Here is a 20772-nt window from a genome sequence, read left to right as displayed (position 1 = left end):
TCGGCGCCCCCGAGATGACAGGACTCGTTCCCGACCCAGATGACCCGCACTTGAGTTCTGCCACCACACGGCCGGGGAGTGCAATATCCACCTGTCGCCCCTGAGGTGGCAGAACTCATCTCCCACGGCCGGGGTCGGGGACGGACGAAGGACGTCGGAACAGTTCAGTCCAGCGGGCCGAAGGGCACTCCCCTGGCCTCCAGCTCGGCCTTCCCTCCGTCGGGCTCGGTGAGCACCCACAGGCCCGAGCCGGTCACGGCCACGGTGTTCTCCCAGTGGCTGGCCCATGAGCCGTCGACGGTGCGCACCGTCCACTCGTCGTCCAGGGTCGCGGTGTCCTCGGAGCCCAGGGTGGCCATCGGCTCGACGCACAGGCACATTCCGGTGGCGATTCTGGGGCCACGATGGGCCCTTCCCCAGTTCGGCACGTCGGGATCCATGTGCATCTCGGTGCCGATCCCGTGGCCGGTGTACTCACGAACGATCCCGTAGTCCCGCTCGTGGGACTCCAGCGACATCTGCACGGCCGCCGACACATCACCGATCCTGGCCCCGGCGGCGATGGTGGAGATCCCGGCCCACATCGACTCCCGGGTGGCCTCCGACAGCTCCTTCGCCTCATCGGTGACCTCGCCGACCATGAAGGTCCTCGCCCCGTCGCCGTGCCAGCCGTCGATGATCGCGCCGTAGTCCACGGACACGATGTCGCCCTCGTGCAGCTCCCGCGAGTCCGGGATGCCGTGCACGATCACCTCGTTGACGCTGATGCAGGCCACCCCCGGGTAGGGCGGGATGCCCCAGTCGGCCCCGTAATCGAGGAAATTCGAGGTGGCCTTGTTGCGGGCCAGCACCTCGCGTCCCACCTGGTCGAGATCGGCGGTGGTGGCTCCGGGCACCGCCGCGGCGCCCATCGCCGCCAAGCCCTCGGCGACCACCAGGCCGGCGCGCCTCATGACGCGGATCTGCTCGGGGGTCTTGATCTGAATCCGGTTGCGTCCCAGCATCAGGCCCTGGCATCCAGAGCGGCGAAGATCCGGTCGCGCACCTCGGCGATCTCGCCGACGCCGTCGACCGGCACCAGCAGTCCGACCTGACGGTAGTGGTCGATCAGCGGGGCGGTCTGGGAGGTGTACACCGCCATCCGGTTGCGGATGGTCTCCTCGTTGTCGTCGGCGCGTCCCTCGATCTCGGCGCGCTTGAGCAGCCGGGCGGTGAGCAGCTCGGGATCCACCTCGAGGCTCACGACGGCATCCAGAGCGAGCCCCTCCGAGCTGAGATAGGTGTCCAGGGCCGTGACCTGGCTGAGATTGCGGGGGTATCCGTCGAGCAGGAATCCGTCGGCGGCGTCGTCGGCACCGAGCCGATCGACGACGATGGCGTCGGTGACCTCGTCGGGCACCAGCTCGCCGGCGTCCATGATCGACTCGACCTTCCTGCCGAGCTCGGTGCCGTTATTGATGTTGGCCCTGAAGATGTCGCCGGTGGAGACGGCGGGAATGCCGTAGTGCTCGGCGATCGCGGTCGCCTGAGTGCCCTTGCCCGCACCGGGAGCGCCGATGATGAGAAGCCTCATGATGTCAGGAATCCTTCGTAACTGCGTTGCTGGAGTTTGCTCTCGATCTGCTTGATCGTGTCCAGCCCGACACCCACGACGATGAGGATGCTGGTACCGCCGAACGGGAAGTTCTGGTTCGCGTTCAGGAAGACGAATGCCAGGGTCGGGATCAAGGAGATGAGGCCAAGGTACAGCGATCCGGGAGCCGTGAGGCGCGAAAGGACATAAGCGAGGTAGTCCTCGGTCGGCTTGCCGGCCCGGATGCCGGGGATGAACCCGCCGTACTTCTTCATGTTGTCGCTCATCTCGACCGGGTCGAAGGTGATGGCCACGTAGAAGTAGCAGAAGAAGACGATCAGCAGGAAGTAGACGATGTTGTAGACCGGGTGGTCGCCCTGGGTGAAGTTGGCGCTGATCCACTGGGCCGCCTTGCCATCCGGCCGGAAGGTGGCGTACAGCACCGGCAGATAAAGGATCGACGAGGCGAAGATCACCGGGATGACGCCGGACTGGTTGACCTTCAGCGGGATGTAGGTGCTGGTGCCGCCGAACATCCGCCGGCCCACCATCCGCTTGGCGTACTGGACCGGGATGCGCCGCTGGCCCTGCTCGATGAAGATGACGGCCGCCATCACCAGCAGCCCGACGGCGATGACGAGCAGGAAGATGAACCAGGCGTGGGCCTGGCCCTGGCCCTGGCGGCTCGTCTTGATCTGCCACAGAGAGTCGGGGAAGCGGGCGGCGATCTGGGTGAAGATGAGGATCGACATGCCGTTGCCGATGCCGCGGTCGGTGATGAGCTCACCGAGCCACATCACCATCGTGGTGCCGGCGGTCATGGTGAGCACCATGACGATGACCGGGAAGACCGAGACGTCGTTGACGACGATCGGGTCGGAGCAGGTGCGGAAGAGCTGGCCGCTGGTCGCCAGGGTGACGAAGGCGGTGGCCTGCAGCACGCCCAGCACCAGGGTGAGGTAGCGGGTGTACTGGGTGATCTTGTTCTGCCCCGACGCGCCCTCCTTCTTGAGGGACTCCAGCTTCGGGATCACGACGGTGAGCAGCTGCAGGATGATCGACGCCGTGATGTAGGGCATGATGCCCAGCGCGAAGATGGCCAGCTGCAGAAGTGCCCCGCCGGAGAACAGATTGATCATCGAGTAGAGCCCGGCGGCCGAACTGGTCTTCGACTGCGCCACGCACTGATCGATCTTGGCGATGTCGACGTTGGGGACCGGGATCGTCGAGCCGAGCCGGAAGATCACGAGGATGAACAGCGTGAAGAAGATCTTCCTGCGCAGGTCCGGTGTCTTGAAGGCACTGGCGAAAGCGTGAAGCATTCGGGCTCTCTCAATGGTCGATTACACGCCCCGCGGGCGGTCCGGCCCCCGGATGATCGTCCGGAGCTGCCGAATCGGGGCAAGGACACAGCGCGGGTAGCCTATCAACTCGTTGCGAATAGGCCATCTCACGATCAGGAGCCAGTATGCGCCCTCCCGTTGTCATCGCCTCGCACGGGGGCCGGATAGGGACGGCGGCGCTGGGCGTGGCGGCGCTGGGGCTGCTGGCCTGGGACGCCACGGTGGCCGGGCTGGGACAGGCCCTGCTGCACGCCCCCTTCGTGTTGCTCTTCATCTGGCTGGCCTGGCTGTTCTGGGGACTGGCCGCGATCAGGATCGACGACGACGGCGTCCACGTCATCAACCAGCTGCGGGTCTGGGACGTGCCCTGGGCCCGGCTGGAAGGGGTCTCGGGACGCTGGGGACTCACCTTGACCATCGCCGCACCCGAGGGGGACCGGAGCAGGACCGCCACCGCCGGGGCACGGGCGGTGAGGGCCTGGGCGGCCCCCGCCCGGGGCTCGGTGCAGAAATTCGCCCGCAGCGCCCCTGATGCCCCGATCATCCCCGAGTCCGGGGATCAGGCGGTGCGCGCCAGCCTGGACTCGTTCACCGCCGCCCGGCTCATCGAGATAGAGCAGGTCCAGCGCACCAGTGACGACCGGATCCGCAACGACGGGGTGCGGGTACGGCCTAACTGGCCGACGATCATCATCACCCTCGTGCTGGTCGGGCTGTCCTTCATCGCATGACGGGGCGGCCCGGCAGATGCCGGACCGCCCCTGGAGTTTCGGATCAGATCACTTGGTGTAGCCGATGTCCTCGGGACGGTACGACTGGAAGGTGGACGCACCGTAGTTGGCGAGGTTCTTCGGCACCGCGGTGAACATCACCCGCCGGTACAGCGGCAGGGTGTGGACGTTGTTCCAGATGATCTTGTCGGCCTGGTCGGTGAGGGCCTGGCGCTTGGCCACGTCCTCCTCGGTGTCGATCTGCGGGATGAGCTTCTCCAGCTGCGGATCGACGATCTGGGCGTAGTTCGACTCGCTGGGGGTCTTGGACCCCTGGGAGGCGGCGCCGTAGATCTGCCGGACGTTGTTCATCGGCCAGTCGGTGCCCTGCCAGGTGAACGAGATGGTGTCGAAGCTGTGGTTCTGCAGCACCTTCTGGTAGGTGTCCGAGGCCGTGTTGACCAGATTCACCTTGATACCGATGGCCTTCATGTTCTGCTGCAGCAGGGCGCCCTCGTTCTCGGAGGTCGACACCCCGGTGAGCATCGAGTAGTTGAAGGCCAGCTGCTTGCCGTCCTTGACCCGGTAGTCGCCGCTCATCTTCCAGCCGGCGGCGTCGAGATCCTTCTTGGCGGCCGCCGGGTCGTACTTGGTGGCGTTGTCCTTGTAGCCGGGCTGGCCGGGCAGGAAGAAGTGGTTGCCATACATCACGTCCTTCGGGTTGACCGGCAGACCGGCCAGGTCGGACCTGGCGATGGCCTCCCGGTTGATGCCCTTGACGATGGCCTGCCGCACCTTCTTGTCGGTGAGCACCCCGGCCTTGGAGTTGAAGGTGAAGTGCCTCCACTGCTGATGGCCGGCCTCGCGCAGTGCCGCGTCGGAGCGCTGCTTGGCGGTGGTGTAGCCGTCCTTGGTGATGATGGTGTCGACGACGTCGATCTCCTTGTTGGCGAAGGCCTTGGTCTGCGCCGACTCGTCGAGCTGACGGAAGGAGACGGTGTCCAGCTTGGCCTTGTTCCCCCACCACTTGTCATTGCGCTTGAAGGTGATGGTCTTCTGCGCCTGGTCGATCTTGTCCAGGGTGAACGGGCCGGTGTGCCACTCGGGGTGGAAGTTGTTGTTGGCCATGCCCTCGTTGTAGATCTTCGGATCGCTCATGGCCTCCTTCGGCATCACCGAGGGAGAGGCGCCGAGGACATTGGTCCAGTCGGGGTAGGAGGACTTGAAGGTGACCACGACGTCGGTGGCCTTGGAGCCCTTCTCGATCTTCTCGATCTGATTGAAGCCGTCTGTGGTCGCGGGCTTGAACGCCGTGTTGGTGCCGTTGTTGGCCTTCCAGGTGGCGACGTAGTCGGTGTAGTCGATGGTGCGCCCGGAGTTCCACTTGGCGTCGGGGTTCAGATGCAGGGTCACCTGCAGCTTGCCGCCGTTGTCCTTGGCCTCCTTGAGGTCGTAGGACTCCAGGTAGTCCTTGTTGATCTTCGGCTTCGCGTTCTCGTCGAAGTCGAAGTTTCCGGGCAGGGTGAAGTTGGCGATCGTCTGATTGTCGACGCCGTTGCCGTCGACCGAGTAGTAGTTCCAGTTCGGCGGGAGGAGGCTGATGGAGTACCTCAGCGCGCCGCCGTCCTTCACCTTGTCACGGGACTGCGGATTCATGTCCGACAGCTTCAGATTGGCGCTGCTGGTGGCGCCGGCCTGCTTTCCGCCCGTGTTCTGATTCTTCTGCCCGCACCCGGTCAGGGCCAGGGAACCCACCGCCAGCAGAGCGATGGCATTGATTGCCGCCTTGCGCACCAGAGACCTCCGATTCATCCCGGGCGAAGCCACCCGGACCATTTGGCTGTGATGAGCCTGTCATGATCGACGCGGGATGTGACCGGTCGTCTCACGTTCGACAGGCAATCGTTATGTTTCCGTGACTGATTCTTGACCGGCCCGCGATCTTGACGGCTCAGAACACGTCGACGGCCTCGGGGAAGTGACAGGCCACCAGCCGGTCCTCATGTCCGGGTGTCGGGCCGAGGACCGGCTCCTCGCCGGTGCAACGAGCCTTGTCGGAGTCCGGAAGCCGAAGGAACTTGGGGCACCGGGTGTGGAAGGGGCAGCCCTTCGGCGGGTTCGCCGGCGAGGGCAGGTCGCCCTCCAGGAGGATCCTGCTGCGGCTCTTCTCCTTGGCGGGATCCGGCACCGGGATGGCCGAGAGCAGGGCCTGGGTGTACGGGTGCTCAGGATTGTCGAAGACCTCTGAGACCGGGCCCAGTTCGACGATGTGACCCAGGTACATCACCGCGACCCGATGGGCGATATGCCTCACCACTGACAGATCGTGGGCGACGAAGAGGTAGGACAGCCCCATCTCGATCCGCAGTTTCTCCAGCAGATTGAGTACACCGGCCTGGATGGACACGTCCAGCGCGGACACCGGCTCGTCGAGCACCAGGAGTCTCGGTTCCAGGGCCAGTGCCCGGGCGATGCCCACCCGCTGTTTCTGGCCGCCGGAGAAATTGCGCGGATAACGGTTCGCGTGGGCGGGCTCCAGGCCCACCAGGTCCATCAGCTCCTCGACGCGTTCCGGTATGTCGCTCTTCGGGTATCCGTTGTATTTCAGCGGTTCGGCGATGATGTCGTAGATCGGCAGTCGCGGATCAAGGGATGCCATCGGGTCCTGGAAGACGACCTGGAGGTCCTGACGGACCTTCCTGCGGTCGGCCCGCGACAGGTCCGCGGTGTCGTGGCCGAGCACCATGACCCTGCCTTCCTCGGGCGCTCTGAGTTCCAGCACCGACATGATGGTGGTGGTCTTGCCGCAGCCGGACTCCCCCACCAGGCCCAGAGTCTCGCCGGCCCGGATGTCGAAGGAGATGTGGTCGACGGCATGCACGGTGCCGATCCGGCGCTTGAACACTGCGCCCTTCATGAGGGGGTAGGTCTTCACCAGGTCGTCGACGTGCAGGATCACCTGCTCGCCGCGGCCACGATCCTCGGCGGCGGGCGGCACGTCGGCCCGGGGGTAGACGTCGGCGTACTTCTTACCGGCCAGCTCGCCGTGGCGGATGCAGGCGGCGCGGTGATCGGGCCGGTCTGTCTCCAGCAGGGCGGGCTCGGCGGCCACGCAGTCGGAGGTGACCATCGGGCAGCGCGGCGCGAAGGGACAGCCCGGCGGCAGGGCCAGCAGGGAGGGCGGGTTGCCCTCGACCGGCGTCAGCGGCTCGTCCTTGTCCAGATCGGGCCTCGGCAGGGAGCCCAGCAGGCCGATCGTGTAGGGATGCCGGGAATGGTAGAAGGCGTCCTCGACGCTGGAGCGCTCGATGATCCTCCCGGCGTACATCACCGCGACGCGATCGGCCAGGCCGGCGACCACGCCCAGGTCGTGGGTGATCATGATGACCCCGGCGTGGGTCTCGCGCTGGGCCACTCTCAGCAGGTCGAGGATCTGGGCCTGAATGGTGACGTCCAGAGCAGTGGTCGGCTCGTCGGCGATGATGAGATCCGGATCATTGGCGATGGCCATCGCGATGACGACGCGCTGACGCATGCCGCCGGAGAACTCGTGGGGGAAGCTCTTGATGCGCACCTCCGGATTGGGGATACCCACCATCCTCAACAGCTCAAGGGCCCGATCCCAGGCCTGCCTGTCTGAGTACTTCCCATGCACCTGGAGGGCCTCGACGATCTGGTCGCCGACCGTGTACACCGGCGTCAGGGCGCTCAGCGGGTCCTGGAAGACCATCGCCACCCTCTTGCCACGAATCCTGCTCATCCAGTCGTCGGAGCGGCCGAGCAGCTCGGTGCCGTGGAGCTTCACCGACCCCTGCACGTCGGCGTTCTCGTCCAGCAGGCCCATCACCGACATGGAGGTCACCGACTTGCCGGAGCCGGACTCCCCCACCAGGCCGACGACCTCGCCGGCGTGGACGGTGAGGTCCACCCCGCGCACGGCGTGGACGACCCCGTCCTCGGAGGGGAAACGGACATTCAGGTCGCGGATCGCCAGGACCGGCGTCCCCTCACTGCGCTCGGGCAGTGCATCCGACTCGAAGACTGCTGTACTGCTCTTCCGGCTCATGCCTGGCCACCTGACTTGGAGGACGGATCGATGGCGTCGCGCAGGGCGTCGCCGATGAAGTTCACGCTCAACAGGGTGATCACCAGCACCGTGGCCGGAGCCAGGAAGATCCACGGCGAGGTGGTGGCCGAGTTCATCCCGTCGGCCAGCAGGGTGCCCAGCGACGTCTCCGGCTTCTGCACACCGAAACCGAAGAAGGACAGTGCGGTCTCACTCATCACGGCGTTCACGACGCCGAGGGTGAAGTCGATGATGAGGTAGGAGGCGATGTTGGGGATCACGTGCTTGACGATCACCACGAAGGACGGCACCGACATGAACTTGGCGGCCGTCACATAGTCCAGGCTCACCACCGACAGGGTCATGGCCCGTACCACCCGGGCCGACAGCATCCAGGAGAAGGCTGCCAGCAGCAGGATCAGCAGCCAGGTGGAGCTCTTCCTCCCGCCGGTGTGCTGGGAGATGATCGCGATGAGCAGGAAGGAGGGGATCACCAGCAGAAGGTCGGTGAACCACAGCAGGGTCTTCTCGACGGCCTTGCCGAAGTAGGCCGCCGCGGCGCCGATGAGGGCGGCCAGCACCTCGATGATGGCGGCCACCGCGAAGCCGATGAGCAGGGACTTGCGCAGACCCTCGACGGTCATCGCGAAGACGTCGAAACCCCCCTGGTTGGTGCCCAGCCAGTGGACGGAGTCCGGTGGGGACAGGAAGGCCATGTCGTCGGAGTAGAAGTAGTCCCAGTTGGCGACGAAGGGCCCCGCGAGAGCCAGGACGAGGATCAGCGCCAGCCCCACGACGCCGACCCTGGCGCCGATGGAGCGCCAGAACCGGCGCAGGATGAGCTGCCAGCGCGACAGGTGCTTCCCGCTGCGGGTGACTCCTTGGGGTTCATTCGACGGGTCGAGCAGGGGTTCTGTCAGCGGGGCGATGTCGACGGCGTCGTTGGGGCGCTCGGCGGCCGGGGTGGAGGTGAAATTGGGTTCAGTCATCGTGTCCTCCTCCTCAACGGGCCCGCACGCGCGGATCGATGACGGCGATCAGGATGTCGGACAGCAGCGCACCGGCCAGTGTGCACAGTCCCGAGAAGGCGACGATGCCGACGGTGCCGTTGATGTCCTGGCCGGTGATGGAATCCACCGAGTAGGAGCCCATCCCGTGCCATCCGTAAACCTTCTCGGTGATCGCGGCGCCGGTGAACACCGTGGCGACGCCGAAGGCGAAGTAGGTGGCCATCGGGATGATGGCGTTGCGCAGCGCATGGTGGCGGATGGCCTGGCTCTTGCGCAGCCCCTTGGCCCTGGCGGTCCGAACATAATCTGCACCCAGGGTGTCGAGCATGAGATTGCGCTGGTACCGCGAGTAGCTGGCGATTCCCATCACCGACAGGGAGATCGTCGGTAACAGCAGATGTTGCAGCCGATTGAGGAATGACGCGCCGAAGTGGTCCCCGTGGCTGCCCGATTCACCGATGAACTGGAAGAGGTCGGTTCCGGTCGCCTGATTGATCCTGGTGGCACCCATTTGCAGCAGCACCGCGAGCACCATGACGGGCATCGAGACGAACAGCAGGCACAGGAATGAGACGACGCGGTCGCTCCACCGGTACTGACGGACCGCCGACCAGGCGCCGACGGCCACCCCGCCGACCATGCCGATGAGAGTACCCAGGACGATGAGCCGCAGGGAGACACCGACTCTGGTGCCCAGCAGCGCGTTCACCGACTCGCTCTTGGGGGTGAATCCCCAGTCCCAGTGCAGGAAGACCATCTTGAGCCAGTTCCCGTACCGCTCCCAGACGCTGGTCAGCGGATTGATGTTGTACTGGGTGAGCTTCGCGTAGACGGAGGCCCGGTTGAGGTTCGGGTTCTGCCAGTCATAGGCGAGCCGTGGATCCAGCGTCGCCGAGGCCACCAGATAGGCCAGTGAGACCGCGATGAACAACAGGATCGCGTAGTTGACGATGCGGCGCACCACGTATCTGAGCACGAACGTCCTTTCCTGACTGGGACGGGCCCATGACACGGCGTCAACCAACGAGGAGGTCGGCCGATGCGCGGTGCGGAAGAACGAGCGCGACCCACTCCTCCCGGGCCCGTGGGACGGCCCGGATATTCCGGTCGCCGCCCGTCGGCTGCCCTGATGCTACACGCGGATTCGCCCGATGGATCCGATCGAAACCAATTCGCAACCTTTGGTCTCGAAGCCTCTGCGCAATAGAGCCAGAGAGTGCACGATGGCGGCGATGAACCCGATTTCGGGTTCATCGCCGCCATCACATTGACCGCCCCGCAGGGGGGCGATGCCGTGGTCCGCGACCGCTCAGCGAGCGGTGAGCGAGCCTCCGGCCTTCTCGATCTTCTCCTTGGCCGAGCCCGACCAGGCGTCGACGACCAGGTCGAGCTTCACGCTCACCTCGCCGGCGCCGAGCACCTTGACCAGCTCGGAGTCGCGGACCGCGCCCTTGGCGACCAGATCCTCGACGCTCACGGCGCCCCCCTCGGGGAACAGGGCGGTGAGCTTGTCCAGGTTGACCACCTGGTACTCGGTGCGGAACGGGTTCTTGAAGCCGCGCAGCTTCGGCAGCTGCATGTGAATCGGCATCTGGCCACCCTGGAAGCCCTCGGGCACGTTCTTACGAGCCCCGGTTCCCTTGGTGCCGCGTCCCGCGGTCTTGCCCTTGGAGCCCTCGCCACGACCCACGCGGGTACGCGCGGTCTTCGCTCCGGGGGCGGGCTTCAGATCATGAAGCTTGATTGCCATTTCAGTCCACCTCTTCGACGGTCACGAGGTGACGCACGGTGTTGGCCATACCCCGGAACTCGGGGCGGTCCTGTTTCACCACGCTGTCACCGATGCGCTTGAGACCGAGGCTGCGCAGCGTCTGCTTCTGATTCGCCTTGACGCGGTTCGCAGACTTGATCTGGGTCACCTTGAAGCTGCTCATGCCTTGGCCCCCGACTTCTCATCGGACCTGGTATGGGCAGCAGCCTCGTCGGCAGCCTTGCGGGCGGCCAGCATGGCCTTCGGGGCGACATCCTCGACGGACTTGCCACGACGGCGTGCGACCTCCTCGGGCTCCTCGAGCTGCTGGAGCGCGGCCACCGTGGCATGCACCACGTTGATCGCGTTGGAGGAGCCGAGGGACTTCGCCAGCACGTCGCCGATGCCGGCGCACTCCAGCACGGCGCGGGCCGAGCCACCGGCGATGACGCCGGTACCGGGAGAGGCCGGGCGCAGCAGCACCACGCCGGCAGCCTTCTCACCGGTCACCGGATGGGTGATGGTACGGCCGATACGAGGCACCTTGAAGAAGTGCTTCTTGGCCTCCTCGACGCCCTTGGCGATCGCCGCGGGCACCTCCTTGGCCTTGCCGTAACCGACGCCCACGGTGCCCTCGCCATCGCCCACCACGACCAGCGCGGTGAAGCTGAAGCGGCGTCCACCCTGGACGACCTTGGCGACGCGGTTGATCGCAACCACGCGCTCCAGATACTGATTCTTGTCACGATCGTTCTGGCCACGACGGTCGTCGCGGCCGCGACGCTCGCCACCTGCACCGCCACCGCGGCGCTGGGTTCCACTCATCGCTACTCACTTACCTTTCGTGGTCAGAAGTCCAGACCGGCCTCGCGGGCCGCATCGGCCAGCGCAGCGATCCTGCCGTGGTACTTGTTGCCGGCGCGGTCGAAGACGACCCGCTCGATCCCCGCGGCCTTCGCGCGCTCACCGACGAGGGTGCCCACGCGTGCGGCCTTGGCGGTCTTGTCGGCCTCCAGGCCACGCAGCTCGGGCTCCATGGTGGAGGCCGAGACCAGGGTGTGCCCGGCGGCGTCATCGATCACCTGCACGAAGACGTGCCTGGCGGAACGGGTGACCACCATCCGGGGGCGCTCGACCGAGCCGAAGACGTGCTTGCGGCCGCGCAGCTGACGACGATGACGCGATGCGGTCTTCGGGGCCAGGTTCTTGCCGCTCTTGAGTGCGACTCCCATCACTTACCTGCCTTTCCGACCTTGCGGCGGACGTTCTCATCGGCGTAGCGCACGCCCTTGCCCTTGTAGGGCTCGGGCTTGCGGATCTTGCGGATCTTGGCCGCGGTCTCGCCGACACTCTGCTTGTCAATGCCCTGAACCGAGAACTTCGTGGCGTTCTCCACGGCGAAGGTGATGCCCTCGGGGGCCTCCACGAACACCGGGTGGGAGAAGCCGAGGTTGAACTCGAGCTGCTTGGGCCCCTTCGAGATGACTCGGTAGCCGACGCCCTGGATCTCGAGCTTCTTCTCGTATCCCTGGGTGACACCGATCACCATGTTGTTGATGAGAGTGCGGGTCAGCCCGTGCAGCGAGCGGTTCTCCCGCTCGTCGTTCGGACGGGAGACCACGATCTGGCCCTCATCGTTCCTGCTCACCGAGATGGGCTCGGTGACGGAGAGGCCGAGGGTCCCCTTGGGGCCCTTCACCTCGACGTCCTGCCCATCGAGCTTCACCTCAACACCGGTCGGGACGGCGATGGGGAGCCTGCCAATACGCGACATTACTTAACTCCTTACTACAGTCTCGAACCGGTCACCATACGTAGGCGAGGACTTCCCCGCCCACGGACTTCTCGTGCGCCTGCCTGTCGGTCAGGAGGCCCTGGGAGGTCGAGATGATGGCGATCCCCAGGCCGCCGAGAACCTTCGGCAGTGCGGTGGACTTCGCGTAGACGCGAAGCCCGGGCTTGCTGATGCGGCGGACGCCTGCGATCGAACGCCTGCGGTCCTCGCCGAATTTGAGCTCGATGGTGAGGGTCTTGCCGACCTCACCCTCGGCGGGCTCGTTGACCTGGAACCCGGCGATGTAGCCCTCGGACTGGAGGATCTCGGCGATTCCCGCCTTGATCTTCGAGTGCGGCATGGTCGTCGAGTCGTGGAACGCCCGGTTGGCGTTACGCAGACGGGTCAGCATGTCTGCGATCGGATCAGTCATGGTCATGGCTGGTTGGCCTCTTTCTCACAACGGTTTCCCGGTTCGGGTGACCCCGCTCCGGGACCTGCTGTGTTGTCAGAATTGTGGTCGGCGAGGCATCCCTCGCCAGGGTCGTCGTGGCCCGTGGACGCCGAGGCGCCCGAGATCCGTGCGGACTGCCCGCAGGATTCGACCCCCGGGGCACCCGGCCGGGAGATCCCGGCCCGAGCCCCGGTCGCGGATCACCAGGAGGACTTGGTGATACCCGGGAGCTCGCCGGCGTGAGCCATCTCACGCAGGCAGACCCTGCAGAGCTTGAACTTGCGGTAGACCGAATGGGGCCTTCCGCACCGCTGGCAACGGGTGTAGCCACGAACTGCGAACTTCGGCTTGCGAGCCGCCTTGACCCTCAGAGCTGTCTTGGCCATCGGTTACTCCTGCCTCACTTCTTCTTCTTGGCGTAGTAGGCCGGGCCGCGCTTGACCTTGACCCTGGGATCGTCCTTGGCCTTGAACGGGAAGCCGAGGTGCTTGAGGAGGGCCTTGCCCTCCACGTCGTTCTTCGCCGTGGTGACGAAGGTGATGTCCATCCCGCGCACGCGGTCGATGCGGTCCTGATCGATCTCCAGGAACATCACCTGCTCGGACAGCCCGAAGGTGAAGTTGCCCTGGCCGTCGAACTGGTTGCCGTTGAGTCCGCGGAAATCGCGGATACGCGGCAGCGCCAGGGTGAGCAGACGGTCCGCGAACTCCCACATGCGGTCACCGCGGAGGGTGACGTGGCAGCCGATCGGCTGGCCCTCGCGCAGCTTGAACTGGGCGATGGACTTGCGGGCCTTGGTGACCTGCGGCTTCTGGCCGGTGATCGCGGTGATGTCGCGGATCGCACCGTCCATGACCTTCGAGTCGTGGGCCGCGTCGCCGACACCCATGTTCACGACGACCTTGACCAGGCCGGGGACGAGCATCGGGTTGGCGTAGTGGAACTCCTCCTGGAGGGCCCCGACGATCTCAGAGCGGTACTGCTTCTTGAGCCGCGGGCCTTCGTAGGTGGTCTCGGGGGCTTCGGCGCTCACTTGGCCTCTCCCTTCTTGAGGTAGCGGACGCTGCGCTTGGCGGCGTACTCGGAACCGTCGGAGCGGCGCTTGGTGACATCGACGCGACGGTAGCCGGCCCGGGTCACCACGTCCTCGTCGTCGACCTTGGTGACGAGCTGGACGTTCGACACGTGGATCGGGGCCTCGGAGCTGATGATCCCGCCCTTGGCGGCGGAGCCGTCGGGGTTCGGGGTGTCGCGGCGGTGGTGCTTGCGGATGTTGACACCCTGGACGACGACCCTCTCGCGGGCCGGGTCCACGGAGAGGACCTCTCCGATGGTGCCCTTGTCGTTTCCGGCGATGACCTTGACCTGGTCACCCTTCTTGATCTTGAGGGACTTCACTCAGATCACCTCCGGGGCGAGCGAGATGATGCGCATGAACTTCTTGTCACGCAGCTCGCGGGCGATGGGCCCGAAGATGCGGGTGCCGCGGGGCTGGCCGTCGCCGGCCAGGATGACGGCGGCGTTCTCGTCGAACTTGATGTACGAGCCATCGGGGCGACGGTGCTGCTTGACGGTGCGCACGATGACCGCCTTGACGACCTCGCCGCGCTTGACGTTGCCACCGGGAATGGCGTCCTTGACGGTGCACACGATGGTGTCACCGAGCCCGGCGTAGCGACGCTTGGTCCCACCGAGAACACGGATGCACAGAAGTTCCTTCGCACCCGTGTTGTCGGCGACCTTGAGTCGCGTCTCCTGCTGGATCATGTCTTCTCCTCCGTCCCCTGGTTCCCCGTGAGGGCCTGGCGGGACCGTTGAACACGAACCCCCTGGATTTTGCCAGGAGGCAGCCCGTGCCTGGCGGGATCACTCCCGTCGGACACGCAGCATCGCCCGCGAAGGGTCCCACTCGGCGAGGTACGGACGTTGAAGGTCCGCATCGTTCCACGAGGGCTCGGTCACAAGGCAACTTGGACAGCGTACCCCATGTGGTGATATCCGGTGAAATCGGGTGGCGCCCCTTCGCCGCGGGCGTCAGCGCGCCAGATATCGGCCCGTCACCGATCCCGGATCGGCGGCCACCTGGTCGGGGGTGCCGGTCGCCACGATCCTGCCACCCGCGGCTCCCCCACCCGGGCCCATGTCGATGATGTGATCGGCATGCCGGATGACGTCCAGGTCGTGTTCGATGACGACGACGGTGGCGCCGTGGGCCAGCAGGCTCCCGAGCACCCGGAGCAGGGTCGCCACGTCCAACGGGTGCAGGCCGACGGTGGGCTCGTCGAAGACGAAGACGGCGTCGCGCTGGTCCCGCGACATCTGGGAGGCCAGCTTCAGCCGCTGCGCCTCGCCTCCCGACAGGGCCGGGGTCGACTCGCCCAGGGTGAGGTATCCCAGACCGAGGTCGACCAGGGTGCGCAACCGGCGGCCCACCGCCGGGATGTCCCCGACGTCGTCGAGGGCCCGGGCCACCGAGAGGCCGAGAAGTTGCGGCAGGGTGACGCCGTCACGGCGGATCCGCCCGGCCTGCGGGCCGAACCGTGAGCCGCCGCAGTCGGGGCACACGATGTCGACGTCGGGCAGGAACTGCACATCGAGGGAGATCTGCCCGGTGCCCGAGCAGCTGGGGCAGCGCAGTGAGCCGGTGTTGTAGGAGAAGTCACCGGCGCCGTACCCTGCCCGTCGGGCGTCGTCGGTGCCGGCCCAGGCCTTCCGCAGGTCGTCCATCACCCCTGAGTAGGTGGCGACCGTCGAACGGACGTTGACCCCGATGGGGGTGGAGTCGATGAGGTTCACCCGGCGCAGCCCGTCGGCCTCGATTCCGCGCACCGGATCGGGAAGCGGCGCCTCCGCGATCAGGGCCTCCAGGCCGGGCACCAGGCTCTCCAGGACCATGGTGGTCTTGCCGGAGCCCGATACCCCGGTGACGACGGTGAGGCGTCCGCGTGGGATCGCGACCTGCAGCGGCCCGACCGTGTGAACCGGACCGGTCGTCATCCGGATGGAGCCCGCGGCATCGCTTCTGGACCCGGAGTCCATGCCCACGACGGCGGTGCCCGCCAGGAAGGGGCCGATGAGGGAGCGGGGATCGGCCGTCACCTCGGCGACGGAGCCGGTGGCCACCACGGCGCCGCCGTCGGCGCCGGACCCGGGCCCGATCTCGATGAGATGGTCGGCACGGCGCAGCAGCGCGACGTCGTGGTCGACGACGACCACCGAGTTGCCGTCGGCGAGCAGGTCGTCGATGACACCGAGCAGCCCGTCGACATTGGAGGGGTGCAGCCCGATGGAGGGCTCGTCGAGCACGTAGAGGACGCCGGTGGTGCGGTTGCGGACCGCCCTGGAGAGCTGGACGCGCTGCCTCTCCCCGGTCGACAGGGTGGCCGAGGCGCGGTCCAGGGACAGGTATCCCAGGCCCAGCTCCAGCAGCCGCCGGGCGGTCTCGATCATCTGGGAGATGATCGTGTTCGCCATGGCGGTCATGTCGGCGGGCACCGTGCCCACCAGGCCGGGAAGCCAGTCGACCAGGTCTTGAAGGGTCTTCTCAGTGGCCTGGGCGAGGTTGATGCCGTCGACCAGAGGCGCGCGGGCGGCCTCGGACAGCCGGGATCCGGCGCAGTCGGGACAGGTCTGGGCTGACAGGAACCGGTTGATCCTGGCCAGCCCCTTCTCGGACTTCGCTCCGGCCAAGGCCTCCCGGACGGCGACCCGCGCATTGCGGTAGGTCCAGTTGAGGTCGAAGACCTTGCCGTTCTTCGAGGGCACCATGATCTGCCGTTTGACCTGCGGACCGTCGAAGACGATCCGCCGCTCCTCGGACGACAGGTCGGCGAAGGGCACATCGGTGCGCACGCCGAGCTCGGCGACGACTCGGGGGTTCGGCGTCGATCCCATGATCTTCCAGGACTCGACGGCCCCCTGCTCGATGGTCAGCGACTCGTCGGGCACCAGGGTGGCGTCATCGACGTCGCGGACCACCCCGGTGCCCGAGCAGCGGGGGCAGGCGCCGGCGGAGTTGAAGGCCAGCGACTCGGCCCCCGGCGGCCGGAAGGTCTCCCCGCAGACCGGGCAGGTCAGCGAGCGGTCGAGGGCCACGTCGGTGGTCGGCTCGAGATAGTGGCCGTTGGGGCAGCGGTGGCGGGCCAGTCGGGAGTAGATGAGCCGGAGGCTGTTGAGCAGTTCGGTGGAGGTGCCGAAGGTGCTGCGCACGCCGGGGACGCCGGGCCGCTGCCGCAGGGCCAGGGCGGCCGGGACGTGCTCCACGGAATCGACGGCGGCTCGTGCGGCCTGGGTGAGACGCCGTCTGGTGTAGGTGGACAGGGCTTCCAGGTAGCGCCGCGACCCCTCGGCGTAGAGGACGCCCAGGGCCAGGGAGGACTTCCCGGAACCGGAGACCCCGGCGATCCCGACCATCTGGCCCAGGGGGATGTCGACGTCGATCCCCCGCAGGTTGTGGACTCTCGCACCTCTCACCCGGATCTGCCGCGGTCCTCGATCCGTCCTGTCCACCTGATCGTCGTGTGCCATGCTCCCCATCCTGCTCCGGATGAGTTCTGCCACCACACCGGGGCCGGGCGGAGTATCCACTCCGCGGCCGCCTCGCGGCAGAACTCATGTCCTCCGGAACGCACAGCAGGGCCCGTCCCCCCGGGGGACGGGCCCTGCTGCAGTCTCTCAACCTGACCGGGAAGGTCAGGCCGGGATCACTTGGCCTTCTCGACGATCTCGAGCAGACGCCAGCGCTTGGTGGCCGACAGCGGGCGGGTCTCCATGACCCTCACGCGATCGCCCTGGCCGGCCTCGTTCTTCTCGTCATGGGCCTTCAGACGGATGGTCTTGGTCATGACCTTGCCGTAGAGGGGGTGCTTGACCCGGTCCTCGACGGCCACCACGATCGTCTTGTCCATCTTGTCGGAGACGACCAGGCCCTCGCGCACCTTGCGGCGGGTGGTCCGCTCCTCAGCGGTGTTCTCGCTCATTCAGCGGCCTCCTTCGGGGCATCGGGATCGTCGACGATGTTGAGGTTGCGCTCCTGGATCACCGTGTAGACCCGGGCGATGTCCTTGCGGACCTCGCGCAGTCTGGCGCTGTTCTCCAGCTGACCGGTGGCCGACTGGAAGCGGAGTCCGAAGAGCTCCTCCTTCAGCTCGGTCACCTTGGCGCGGAGCTCGTCGCCCGGCAGGGCGCGCAGATCGGCAGCTTTCAGCTTCGCCATCAGTTCTCACCGCCTTCACGAGAGATGAAACGGGCCTTCATCGGCAGCTTGTGGATGGCCAGACGCATGGCCTCCCGGGCCACCTCCTCCGGCACACCGGCGAGCTCGAAGAGCACCCGGCCCGGCTTGATGTTGGCGATCCACCACTCGGGCGTGCCCTTGCCGGAACCCATCCGGGACTCGGCGGGGTGCTTCGTCATCGGACGGTCGGGGTAGACGTTGATCCACACCTTTCCGCCACGCTTGATGTAACGGGTCATGGCGATACGAGCGGCCTCGATCTGACGGTTGGTCAGGTAGGCGGGCTCGAGGGCCTGGATCCCGAAGTCCCCGAAGGCCAGCTCTGTACCACCCTTGGCCATGCCACGACGGCCGGGGTGGTGCTGCTTGCGGTACTTCACTCGACGAGGAATCAACATGTCAGGCTCCTGCGTTCTCGGGCTGGCTCGACGCCTTGGCTCCGGCCTGGGCGTCAGCGGGCGCCTTGGCGGCGTCGGCGCGACGGCGACCACCGCGGTCCGGACGGTCGCCGCGGCCACGACGGCCGCCACGTCCGCGCCCGGATCCCTGAGCGGCCTGGCGGGCAGCCTTCTGAGCTGCGCGCTCGGCGCGGGTACCGGTGACGTCGCCCTTGTAGATCCACACCTTGACGCCGATGCGCCCGTAGGTGGTGCGGGCCTCGAAGAAGCCGTAGTCGATGTCGGCGCGCAGGGTGTGCAGCGGCACGCGGCCCTCGCGGTAACCCTCGGAACGGCTCATCTCGGCGCCGCCCAGACGTCCGGAGCACTTGATCCGGATGCCCTTGGCACCCGAACGCATGGCGGACTGCTGGGCCTTGCGCATGGCGCGACGGAAGGCGACGCGGGCAGCGAGCTGCTCGGCGATGCCCTGGGCCACCAGCTGCGCATCGGTCTCGGGGTTCTTGACCTCGAGGATGTTGAGCTGGATCTGCTTGCCGGTGAGCTTCTCCAGCTCACCGCGCACGCGCTCGGCCTCGGCTCCGTTGCGTCCGATGACGATGCCCGGACGTGCGGCGTACAGGAAAATGGTCACTCGCTCGGAGCGACGCTCGATCTCGATGGACGAGATGCCCGCGCGCTCAAGGTTCTTCTTGAGCCATGCGCGGATCTTGTCGTCTTCACCCACGAGCTCGGCGTACTGCTTCTCGGCGTACCAGCGGGTCTTGTGATCGGTCGTCACACCGAGACGGAAACCATGGGGGTTGATCTTCTGGCCCATGTGTCAGGCTCCCTTCTCGGTCTCGGTCTTGACGGTGGTCGGACGGCCCTTCTTGGCCTTCTTGGGCTCGGGACGGGCGTCCTTGGGCTCGACGACCACAGTGATGTGGGCGCCGCGCTTGAGGATACGACTGGCCGACCCCTTGGCACGGGGGCGGATCCGCCGCATCGTGGTGCCCTCGTCGACGAAGGCCTGCGAGATATACAGGTCGTCGCCACGAAGGCCCTCGGTCTGCTCGGCGTTGGCGACCGCGGAGGCCACCACCTTGCGCACCGGCTCGGCCGCCGCCTGGGGCTGGAACTTCAGCAGGTCGACCGCCTCGGAGGCGTCCATCCCGCGGACCAGGTCCACCACACGGCGGCACTTGCTCGCGCTCATGCGGATGTGACGGGCGATGGCGAAGGAGCCAGCCCGGTCACCGAGCAGCGCGGCGCGGCGACGGCTGGGCTCATTCTCAGTGTTGCTCATGAATCAGCTTCCCTCTCGTCAGCGCCTGCGCGCCTTCTTGTCGTCCTTCACGTGACCGCGGAAGGTCCGAGTCGGGGCGAACTCCCCGAGCTTGTGACCGACCATGGCCTCGGTGACGAAGACCGGAACATGCTTGCGACCGTCGTGCACGCCGATGGTGTGCCCGATCATGTCGGGGGTCACCATCGAACGACGCGACCAGGTCTTGATGACGTTGTGCGTACCCGCCTCGTTCTGCGCATCGACCTTCTTGGCCAGATGCCCGTCAACGAAGGGGCCCTTCTTCAGACTGCGTGGCATTCCTCAGACTCCCAATCAGCGCTTCTTGCCGGACTTGCGGCGACGCACGATCAGACGGCTGCTCGCCTTTTTCTTGTTACGGGTGCGTCCCTCGGGCTTGCCCCAGGGGCTCACCGGGTGACGGCCACCGGAGGTGCGACCCTCGCCACCACCGTGGGGGTGGTCGATCGGGTTCATCACGACACCGCGAACGGTCGGGCGGACGCCCTTCCAGCGGCTGCGACCGGCCTTGCCCCAGTTGATGTTCGACTGCTCGGCGTTGCCGACCTCGCCGATCGTGGCGCGGCAGAGCACGTCGACCATGCGCATCTCGCCGGAGGGCAGGCGCAGCGTGGCGTACTTGCCCTCGCGGGCCACCAGCTGGACCGAGGCTCCCGCGGAGCGGCCCATCTTGGCGCCGCCGCCGGGGCGCAGCTCCACGGCGTGCACCGTGGTGCCGACCGGGATGTTGCGCAGCGGCAGGTTGTTGCCGGGCTTGATGTCGGCACCGACGCCGGCCACCACGACAGCGCCCTGGCGGACGCCGTCGGGGGCGATGATGTAGCGCTTGGCGCCATCGGCGTAGTGCAGCAGTGCGATGCGGGCGGTGCGGTTCGGGTCGTACTCGATATGAGCGACCTTCGCCGGGACGCCGTCCTTGTCGTACCGCTTGAAGTCGACGATGCGGTAGGCCTGCTTGTGCCCGCCGCCGATGTGGCGGGTGGTGATCCGGCCGGAGTTGTTGCGGCCACCGGTCTTCGACTTGGAGGTGACCAGCGACTTCTCGGGCGTGGAGCGAGTCAGCTCGACGAAGTCCGACCCGCTCGAACCGCGACGGCCCGGGGTTGTCGGCTTGTGCTTACGAATTCCCATGGATCTTCGTTCCTTGTC

The 20772-nt window shown here is 66.6% G+C and carries 26 protein-coding genes; 1 reads left to right on the top strand and 25 read right to left on the bottom strand.

Going from position 1 to position 20772, the window contains the following annotated elements:
- Window positions 1–164 precede the first annotated feature (164 nt).
- From map to secY, 3 genes are read right to left on the bottom strand one after another with little or no spacing between them, the layout of a single operon-like run.
- Window positions 165–1004 carry a type I methionyl aminopeptidase gene (gene map / locus JS278_RS04850; RefSeq protein ID WP_114044206.1) on the bottom strand — a complete coding sequence of 280 codons (840 nt, stop codon included), beginning with the start codon at window positions 1002–1004 and terminating at the stop codon, window positions 165–167.
- Window positions 1004–1573, bottom strand: coding sequence for an adenylate kinase (locus JS278_RS04845; RefSeq protein ID WP_114044205.1), 570 nt, complete (start codon window positions 1571–1573; stop codon window positions 1004–1006). The genes map and JS278_RS04845 overlap by 1 nt, the downstream gene beginning before the upstream one ends.
- The gene (gene secY / locus JS278_RS04840) at window positions 1570–2895 is read right to left on the bottom strand and encodes a preprotein translocase subunit SecY (RefSeq protein ID WP_114044204.1); all 1326 of its coding nucleotides are present in this window, start codon (window positions 2893–2895) and stop codon (window positions 1570–1572) included. The genes JS278_RS04845 and secY overlap by 4 nt, the downstream gene beginning before the upstream one ends.
- Window positions 2896–3041: 146 nt before the next feature.
- On the opposite strand from secY, the gene JS278_RS15970 reads away from it, so the two are divergent.
- Window positions 3042–3647, top strand: a complete 606-nt coding sequence (locus JS278_RS15970) for a hypothetical protein (protein ID WP_181833826.1) — start codon at window positions 3042–3044, stop codon at window positions 3645–3647.
- A gap of 48 nt (window positions 3648–3695) precedes the next feature.
- Here the strand turns inward: JS278_RS15970 and JS278_RS04830 are convergent, their stop codons facing one another.
- The 22 genes from JS278_RS04830 to rplB form a co-directional block, all read right to left on the bottom strand.
- Entirely contained in the window at window positions 3696–5420 is a 1725-nt protein-coding gene (locus tag JS278_RS04830; RefSeq protein WP_181833825.1) for an ABC transporter family substrate-binding protein, read from the bottom strand.
- A gap of 157 nt (window positions 5421–5577) precedes the next feature.
- Window positions 5578–7692, bottom strand: coding sequence for an ABC transporter ATP-binding protein (locus tag JS278_RS04825; protein WP_114044203.1), 2115 nt, complete (start codon window positions 7690–7692; stop codon window positions 5578–5580).
- Window positions 7689–8681 (bottom strand): ABC transporter permease, encoded by a 993-nt coding sequence (locus JS278_RS04820; RefSeq protein ID WP_114044202.1) that lies wholly within the window; start codon window positions 8679–8681, stop codon window positions 7689–7691. The genes JS278_RS04825 and JS278_RS04820 overlap by 4 nt, the downstream gene beginning before the upstream one ends.
- A gap of 13 nt (window positions 8682–8694) precedes the next feature.
- Entirely contained in the window at window positions 8695–9678 is a 984-nt protein-coding gene (locus tag JS278_RS04815; protein ID WP_114044201.1) for an ABC transporter permease, read from the bottom strand.
- A 333-nt stretch (window positions 9679–10011) separates the two neighbouring features.
- On the bottom strand, window positions 10012–10452 hold the full coding sequence (gene rplO, locus JS278_RS04810) for a 50S ribosomal protein L15 (RefSeq protein ID WP_114044200.1): 441 nt from the start codon (window positions 10450–10452) through the stop codon (window positions 10012–10014).
- A 1-nt stretch (window position 10453) separates the two neighbouring features.
- The gene (gene rpmD, locus JS278_RS04805; protein WP_114044199.1) at window positions 10454–10636 is read right to left on the bottom strand and encodes a 50S ribosomal protein L30; all 183 of its coding nucleotides are present in this window, start codon (window positions 10634–10636) and stop codon (window positions 10454–10456) included.
- The gene (gene rpsE, locus JS278_RS04800; RefSeq protein ID WP_114044198.1) at window positions 10633–11277 is read right to left on the bottom strand and encodes a 30S ribosomal protein S5; all 645 of its coding nucleotides are present in this window, start codon (window positions 11275–11277) and stop codon (window positions 10633–10635) included. Before rpsE ends, rpmD begins: the two co-directional genes overlap by 4 nt.
- Before the next feature lie 23 nt (window positions 11278–11300).
- On the bottom strand, window positions 11301–11684 hold the full coding sequence (gene rplR, locus JS278_RS04795) for a 50S ribosomal protein L18 (RefSeq protein WP_114046120.1): 384 nt from the start codon (window positions 11682–11684) through the stop codon (window positions 11301–11303).
- Window positions 11684–12226, bottom strand: a complete 543-nt coding sequence (gene rplF, locus JS278_RS04790; RefSeq protein WP_114044197.1) for a 50S ribosomal protein L6 — start codon at window positions 12224–12226, stop codon at window positions 11684–11686. Before rplF ends, rplR begins: the two co-directional genes overlap by 1 nt.
- A 31-nt stretch (window positions 12227–12257) precedes the next feature.
- Entirely contained in the window at window positions 12258–12665 is a 408-nt protein-coding gene (rpsH, locus tag JS278_RS04785; protein WP_114044196.1) for a 30S ribosomal protein S8, read from the bottom strand.
- A gap of 215 nt (window positions 12666–12880) precedes the next feature.
- Window positions 12881–13066, bottom strand: coding sequence for a type Z 30S ribosomal protein S14 (locus JS278_RS04780; RefSeq protein WP_114044195.1), 186 nt, complete (start codon window positions 13064–13066; stop codon window positions 12881–12883).
- A 14-nt stretch (window positions 13067–13080) separates the two neighbouring features.
- Complete coding sequence (gene rplE / locus JS278_RS04775) at window positions 13081–13713, bottom strand: 50S ribosomal protein L5 (RefSeq protein ID WP_114044194.1); 633 nt, start codon at window positions 13711–13713, stop codon at window positions 13081–13083.
- Window positions 13710–14078 carry a 50S ribosomal protein L24 gene (gene rplX / locus JS278_RS04770; protein WP_114044193.1) on the bottom strand — a complete coding sequence of 123 codons (369 nt, stop codon included), beginning with the start codon at window positions 14076–14078 and terminating at the stop codon, window positions 13710–13712. The genes rplE and rplX overlap by 4 nt, the downstream gene beginning before the upstream one ends.
- Complete coding sequence (gene rplN, locus JS278_RS04765) at window positions 14079–14447, bottom strand: 50S ribosomal protein L14 (RefSeq protein WP_114044192.1); 369 nt, start codon at window positions 14445–14447, stop codon at window positions 14079–14081. It abuts the gene before it with no gap.
- Window positions 14448–14714: 267 nt separating this feature from the next.
- Window positions 14715–17207: an excinuclease ABC subunit UvrA gene (locus JS278_RS04760; RefSeq protein WP_114044191.1), complete on the bottom strand. Its 2493-nt coding sequence runs from the start codon at window positions 17205–17207 to the stop codon at window positions 14715–14717.
- Window positions 17208–17383: 176 nt separating this feature from the next.
- Window positions 17384–17659: a 30S ribosomal protein S17 gene (rpsQ, locus tag JS278_RS04755; protein ID WP_015071240.1), complete on the bottom strand. Its 276-nt coding sequence runs from the start codon at window positions 17657–17659 to the stop codon at window positions 17384–17386.
- Window positions 17656–17895 (bottom strand): 50S ribosomal protein L29, encoded by a 240-nt coding sequence (rpmC, locus tag JS278_RS04750; RefSeq protein WP_114044190.1) that lies wholly within the window; start codon window positions 17893–17895, stop codon window positions 17656–17658. The genes rpsQ and rpmC overlap by 4 nt, the downstream gene beginning before the upstream one ends.
- A complete protein-coding gene (rplP, locus tag JS278_RS04745; protein ID WP_015071242.1) occupies window positions 17895–18314 on the bottom strand; it encodes a 50S ribosomal protein L16 in 420 nt (139 codons plus the stop codon). The genes rpmC and rplP overlap by 1 nt, the downstream gene beginning before the upstream one ends.
- 1 nt (window position 18315) lies before the next feature.
- The gene (gene rpsC, locus JS278_RS04740; protein ID WP_114044189.1) at window positions 18316–19134 is read right to left on the bottom strand and encodes a 30S ribosomal protein S3; all 819 of its coding nucleotides are present in this window, start codon (window positions 19132–19134) and stop codon (window positions 18316–18318) included.
- Window positions 19135–19137: 3 nt separating this feature from the next.
- Window positions 19138–19602 (bottom strand): 50S ribosomal protein L22, encoded by a 465-nt coding sequence (rplV, locus tag JS278_RS04735; protein WP_114044188.1) that lies wholly within the window; start codon window positions 19600–19602, stop codon window positions 19138–19140.
- A gap of 18 nt (window positions 19603–19620) precedes the next feature.
- Window positions 19621–19902, bottom strand: coding sequence for a 30S ribosomal protein S19 (gene rpsS, locus JS278_RS04730; RefSeq protein ID WP_114044187.1), 282 nt, complete (start codon window positions 19900–19902; stop codon window positions 19621–19623).
- A 15-nt stretch (window positions 19903–19917) separates the two neighbouring features.
- Window positions 19918–20754 (bottom strand): 50S ribosomal protein L2, encoded by an 837-nt coding sequence (gene rplB / locus JS278_RS04725; RefSeq protein WP_114044186.1) that lies wholly within the window; start codon window positions 20752–20754, stop codon window positions 19918–19920.
- Between the last annotated feature and the right edge of the window lie 18 nt (window positions 20755–20772).

The organism is Acidipropionibacterium virtanenii, from assembly GCF_003325455.1.
GTDB classification, from domain to species: domain Bacteria; phylum Actinomycetota; class Actinomycetes; order Propionibacteriales; family Propionibacteriaceae; genus Acidipropionibacterium; species Acidipropionibacterium virtanenii.
The sequence above is the reverse complement of the archived record's forward strand: the minus strand, read 5'-3'. Positions and strand labels throughout refer to the sequence as shown.

Bases quoted from the DNA above. Each gene is read 5' to 3' on its own strand.
- rpsE (WP_114044198.1), bottom strand. From the start codon at position 11,277: ATGAGTGGAACCCAGCGCCGCGGTGGCGGTGCAGGTGGCGAGCGTCGC.
- rpmC (WP_114044190.1), bottom strand. From the start codon at position 17,895: ATGGCGAAGCTGAAAGCTGCCGATCTGCGCGCCCTGCCGGGCGACGAG.
- JS278_RS04820 (WP_114044202.1), bottom strand. From the start codon at position 8,681: ATGACTGAACCCAATTTCACCTCCACCCCGGCCGCCGAGCGCCCCAAC.
- rplB (WP_114044186.1), bottom strand. From the start codon at position 20,754: ATGGGAATTCGTAAGCACAAGCCGACAACCCCGGGCCGTCGCGGTTCG.
- map (WP_114044206.1), bottom strand. From the start codon at position 1,004: ATGCTGGGACGCAACCGGATTCAGATCAAGACCCCCGAGCAGATCCGC.
- secY (WP_114044204.1), bottom strand. From the start codon at position 2,895: ATGCTTCACGCTTTCGCCAGTGCCTTCAAGACACCGGACCTGCGCAGG.
- rplR (WP_114046120.1), bottom strand. From the start codon at position 11,684: ATGGGAGTCGCACTCAAGAGCGGCAAGAACCTGGCCCCGAAGACCGCA.
- rpsQ (WP_015071240.1), bottom strand. From the start codon at position 17,659: ATGAGCGAGAACACCGCTGAGGAGCGGACCACCCGCCGCAAGGTGCGC.
- rplP (WP_015071242.1), bottom strand. From the start codon at position 18,314: ATGTTGATTCCTCGTCGAGTGAAGTACCGCAAGCAGCACCACCCCGGC.
- rplV (WP_114044188.1), bottom strand. From the start codon at position 19,602: ATGAGCAACACTGAGAATGAGCCCAGCCGTCGCCGCGCCGCGCTGCTC.
- JS278_RS04760 (WP_114044191.1), bottom strand. From the start codon at position 17,207: ATGGCACACGACGATCAGGTGGACAGGACGGATCGAGGACCGCGGCAG.
- rpsS (WP_114044187.1), bottom strand. From the start codon at position 19,902: ATGCCACGCAGTCTGAAGAAGGGCCCCTTCGTTGACGGGCATCTGGCC.
- rplO (WP_114044200.1), bottom strand. From the start codon at position 10,452: ATGGCAATCAAGCTTCATGATCTGAAGCCCGCCCCCGGAGCGAAGACC.
- rpmD (WP_114044199.1), bottom strand. From the start codon at position 10,636: ATGAGCAGCTTCAAGGTGACCCAGATCAAGTCTGCGAACCGCGTCAAG.
- rpsH (WP_114044196.1), bottom strand. From the start codon at position 12,665: ATGACCATGACTGATCCGATCGCAGACATGCTGACCCGTCTGCGTAAC.
- JS278_RS04845 (WP_114044205.1), bottom strand. From the start codon at position 1,573: ATGAGGCTTCTCATCATCGGCGCTCCCGGTGCGGGCAAGGGCACTCAG.
- rplF (WP_114044197.1), bottom strand. From the start codon at position 12,226: ATGTCGCGTATTGGCAGGCTCCCCATCGCCGTCCCGACCGGTGTTGAG.
- rplN (WP_114044192.1), bottom strand. From the start codon at position 14,447: ATGATCCAGCAGGAGACGCGACTCAAGGTCGCCGACAACACGGGTGCG.
- JS278_RS04825 (WP_114044203.1), bottom strand. From the start codon at position 7,692: ATGAGCCGGAAGAGCAGTACAGCAGTCTTCGAGTCGGATGCACTGCCC.
- JS278_RS15970 (WP_181833826.1), top strand. From the start codon at position 3,042: ATGCGCCCTCCCGTTGTCATCGCCTCGCACGGGGGCCGGATAGGGACG.
- JS278_RS04780 (WP_114044195.1), bottom strand. From the start codon at position 13,066: ATGGCCAAGACAGCTCTGAGGGTCAAGGCGGCTCGCAAGCCGAAGTTC.
- rpsC (WP_114044189.1), bottom strand. From the start codon at position 19,134: ATGGGCCAGAAGATCAACCCCCATGGTTTCCGTCTCGGTGTGACGACC.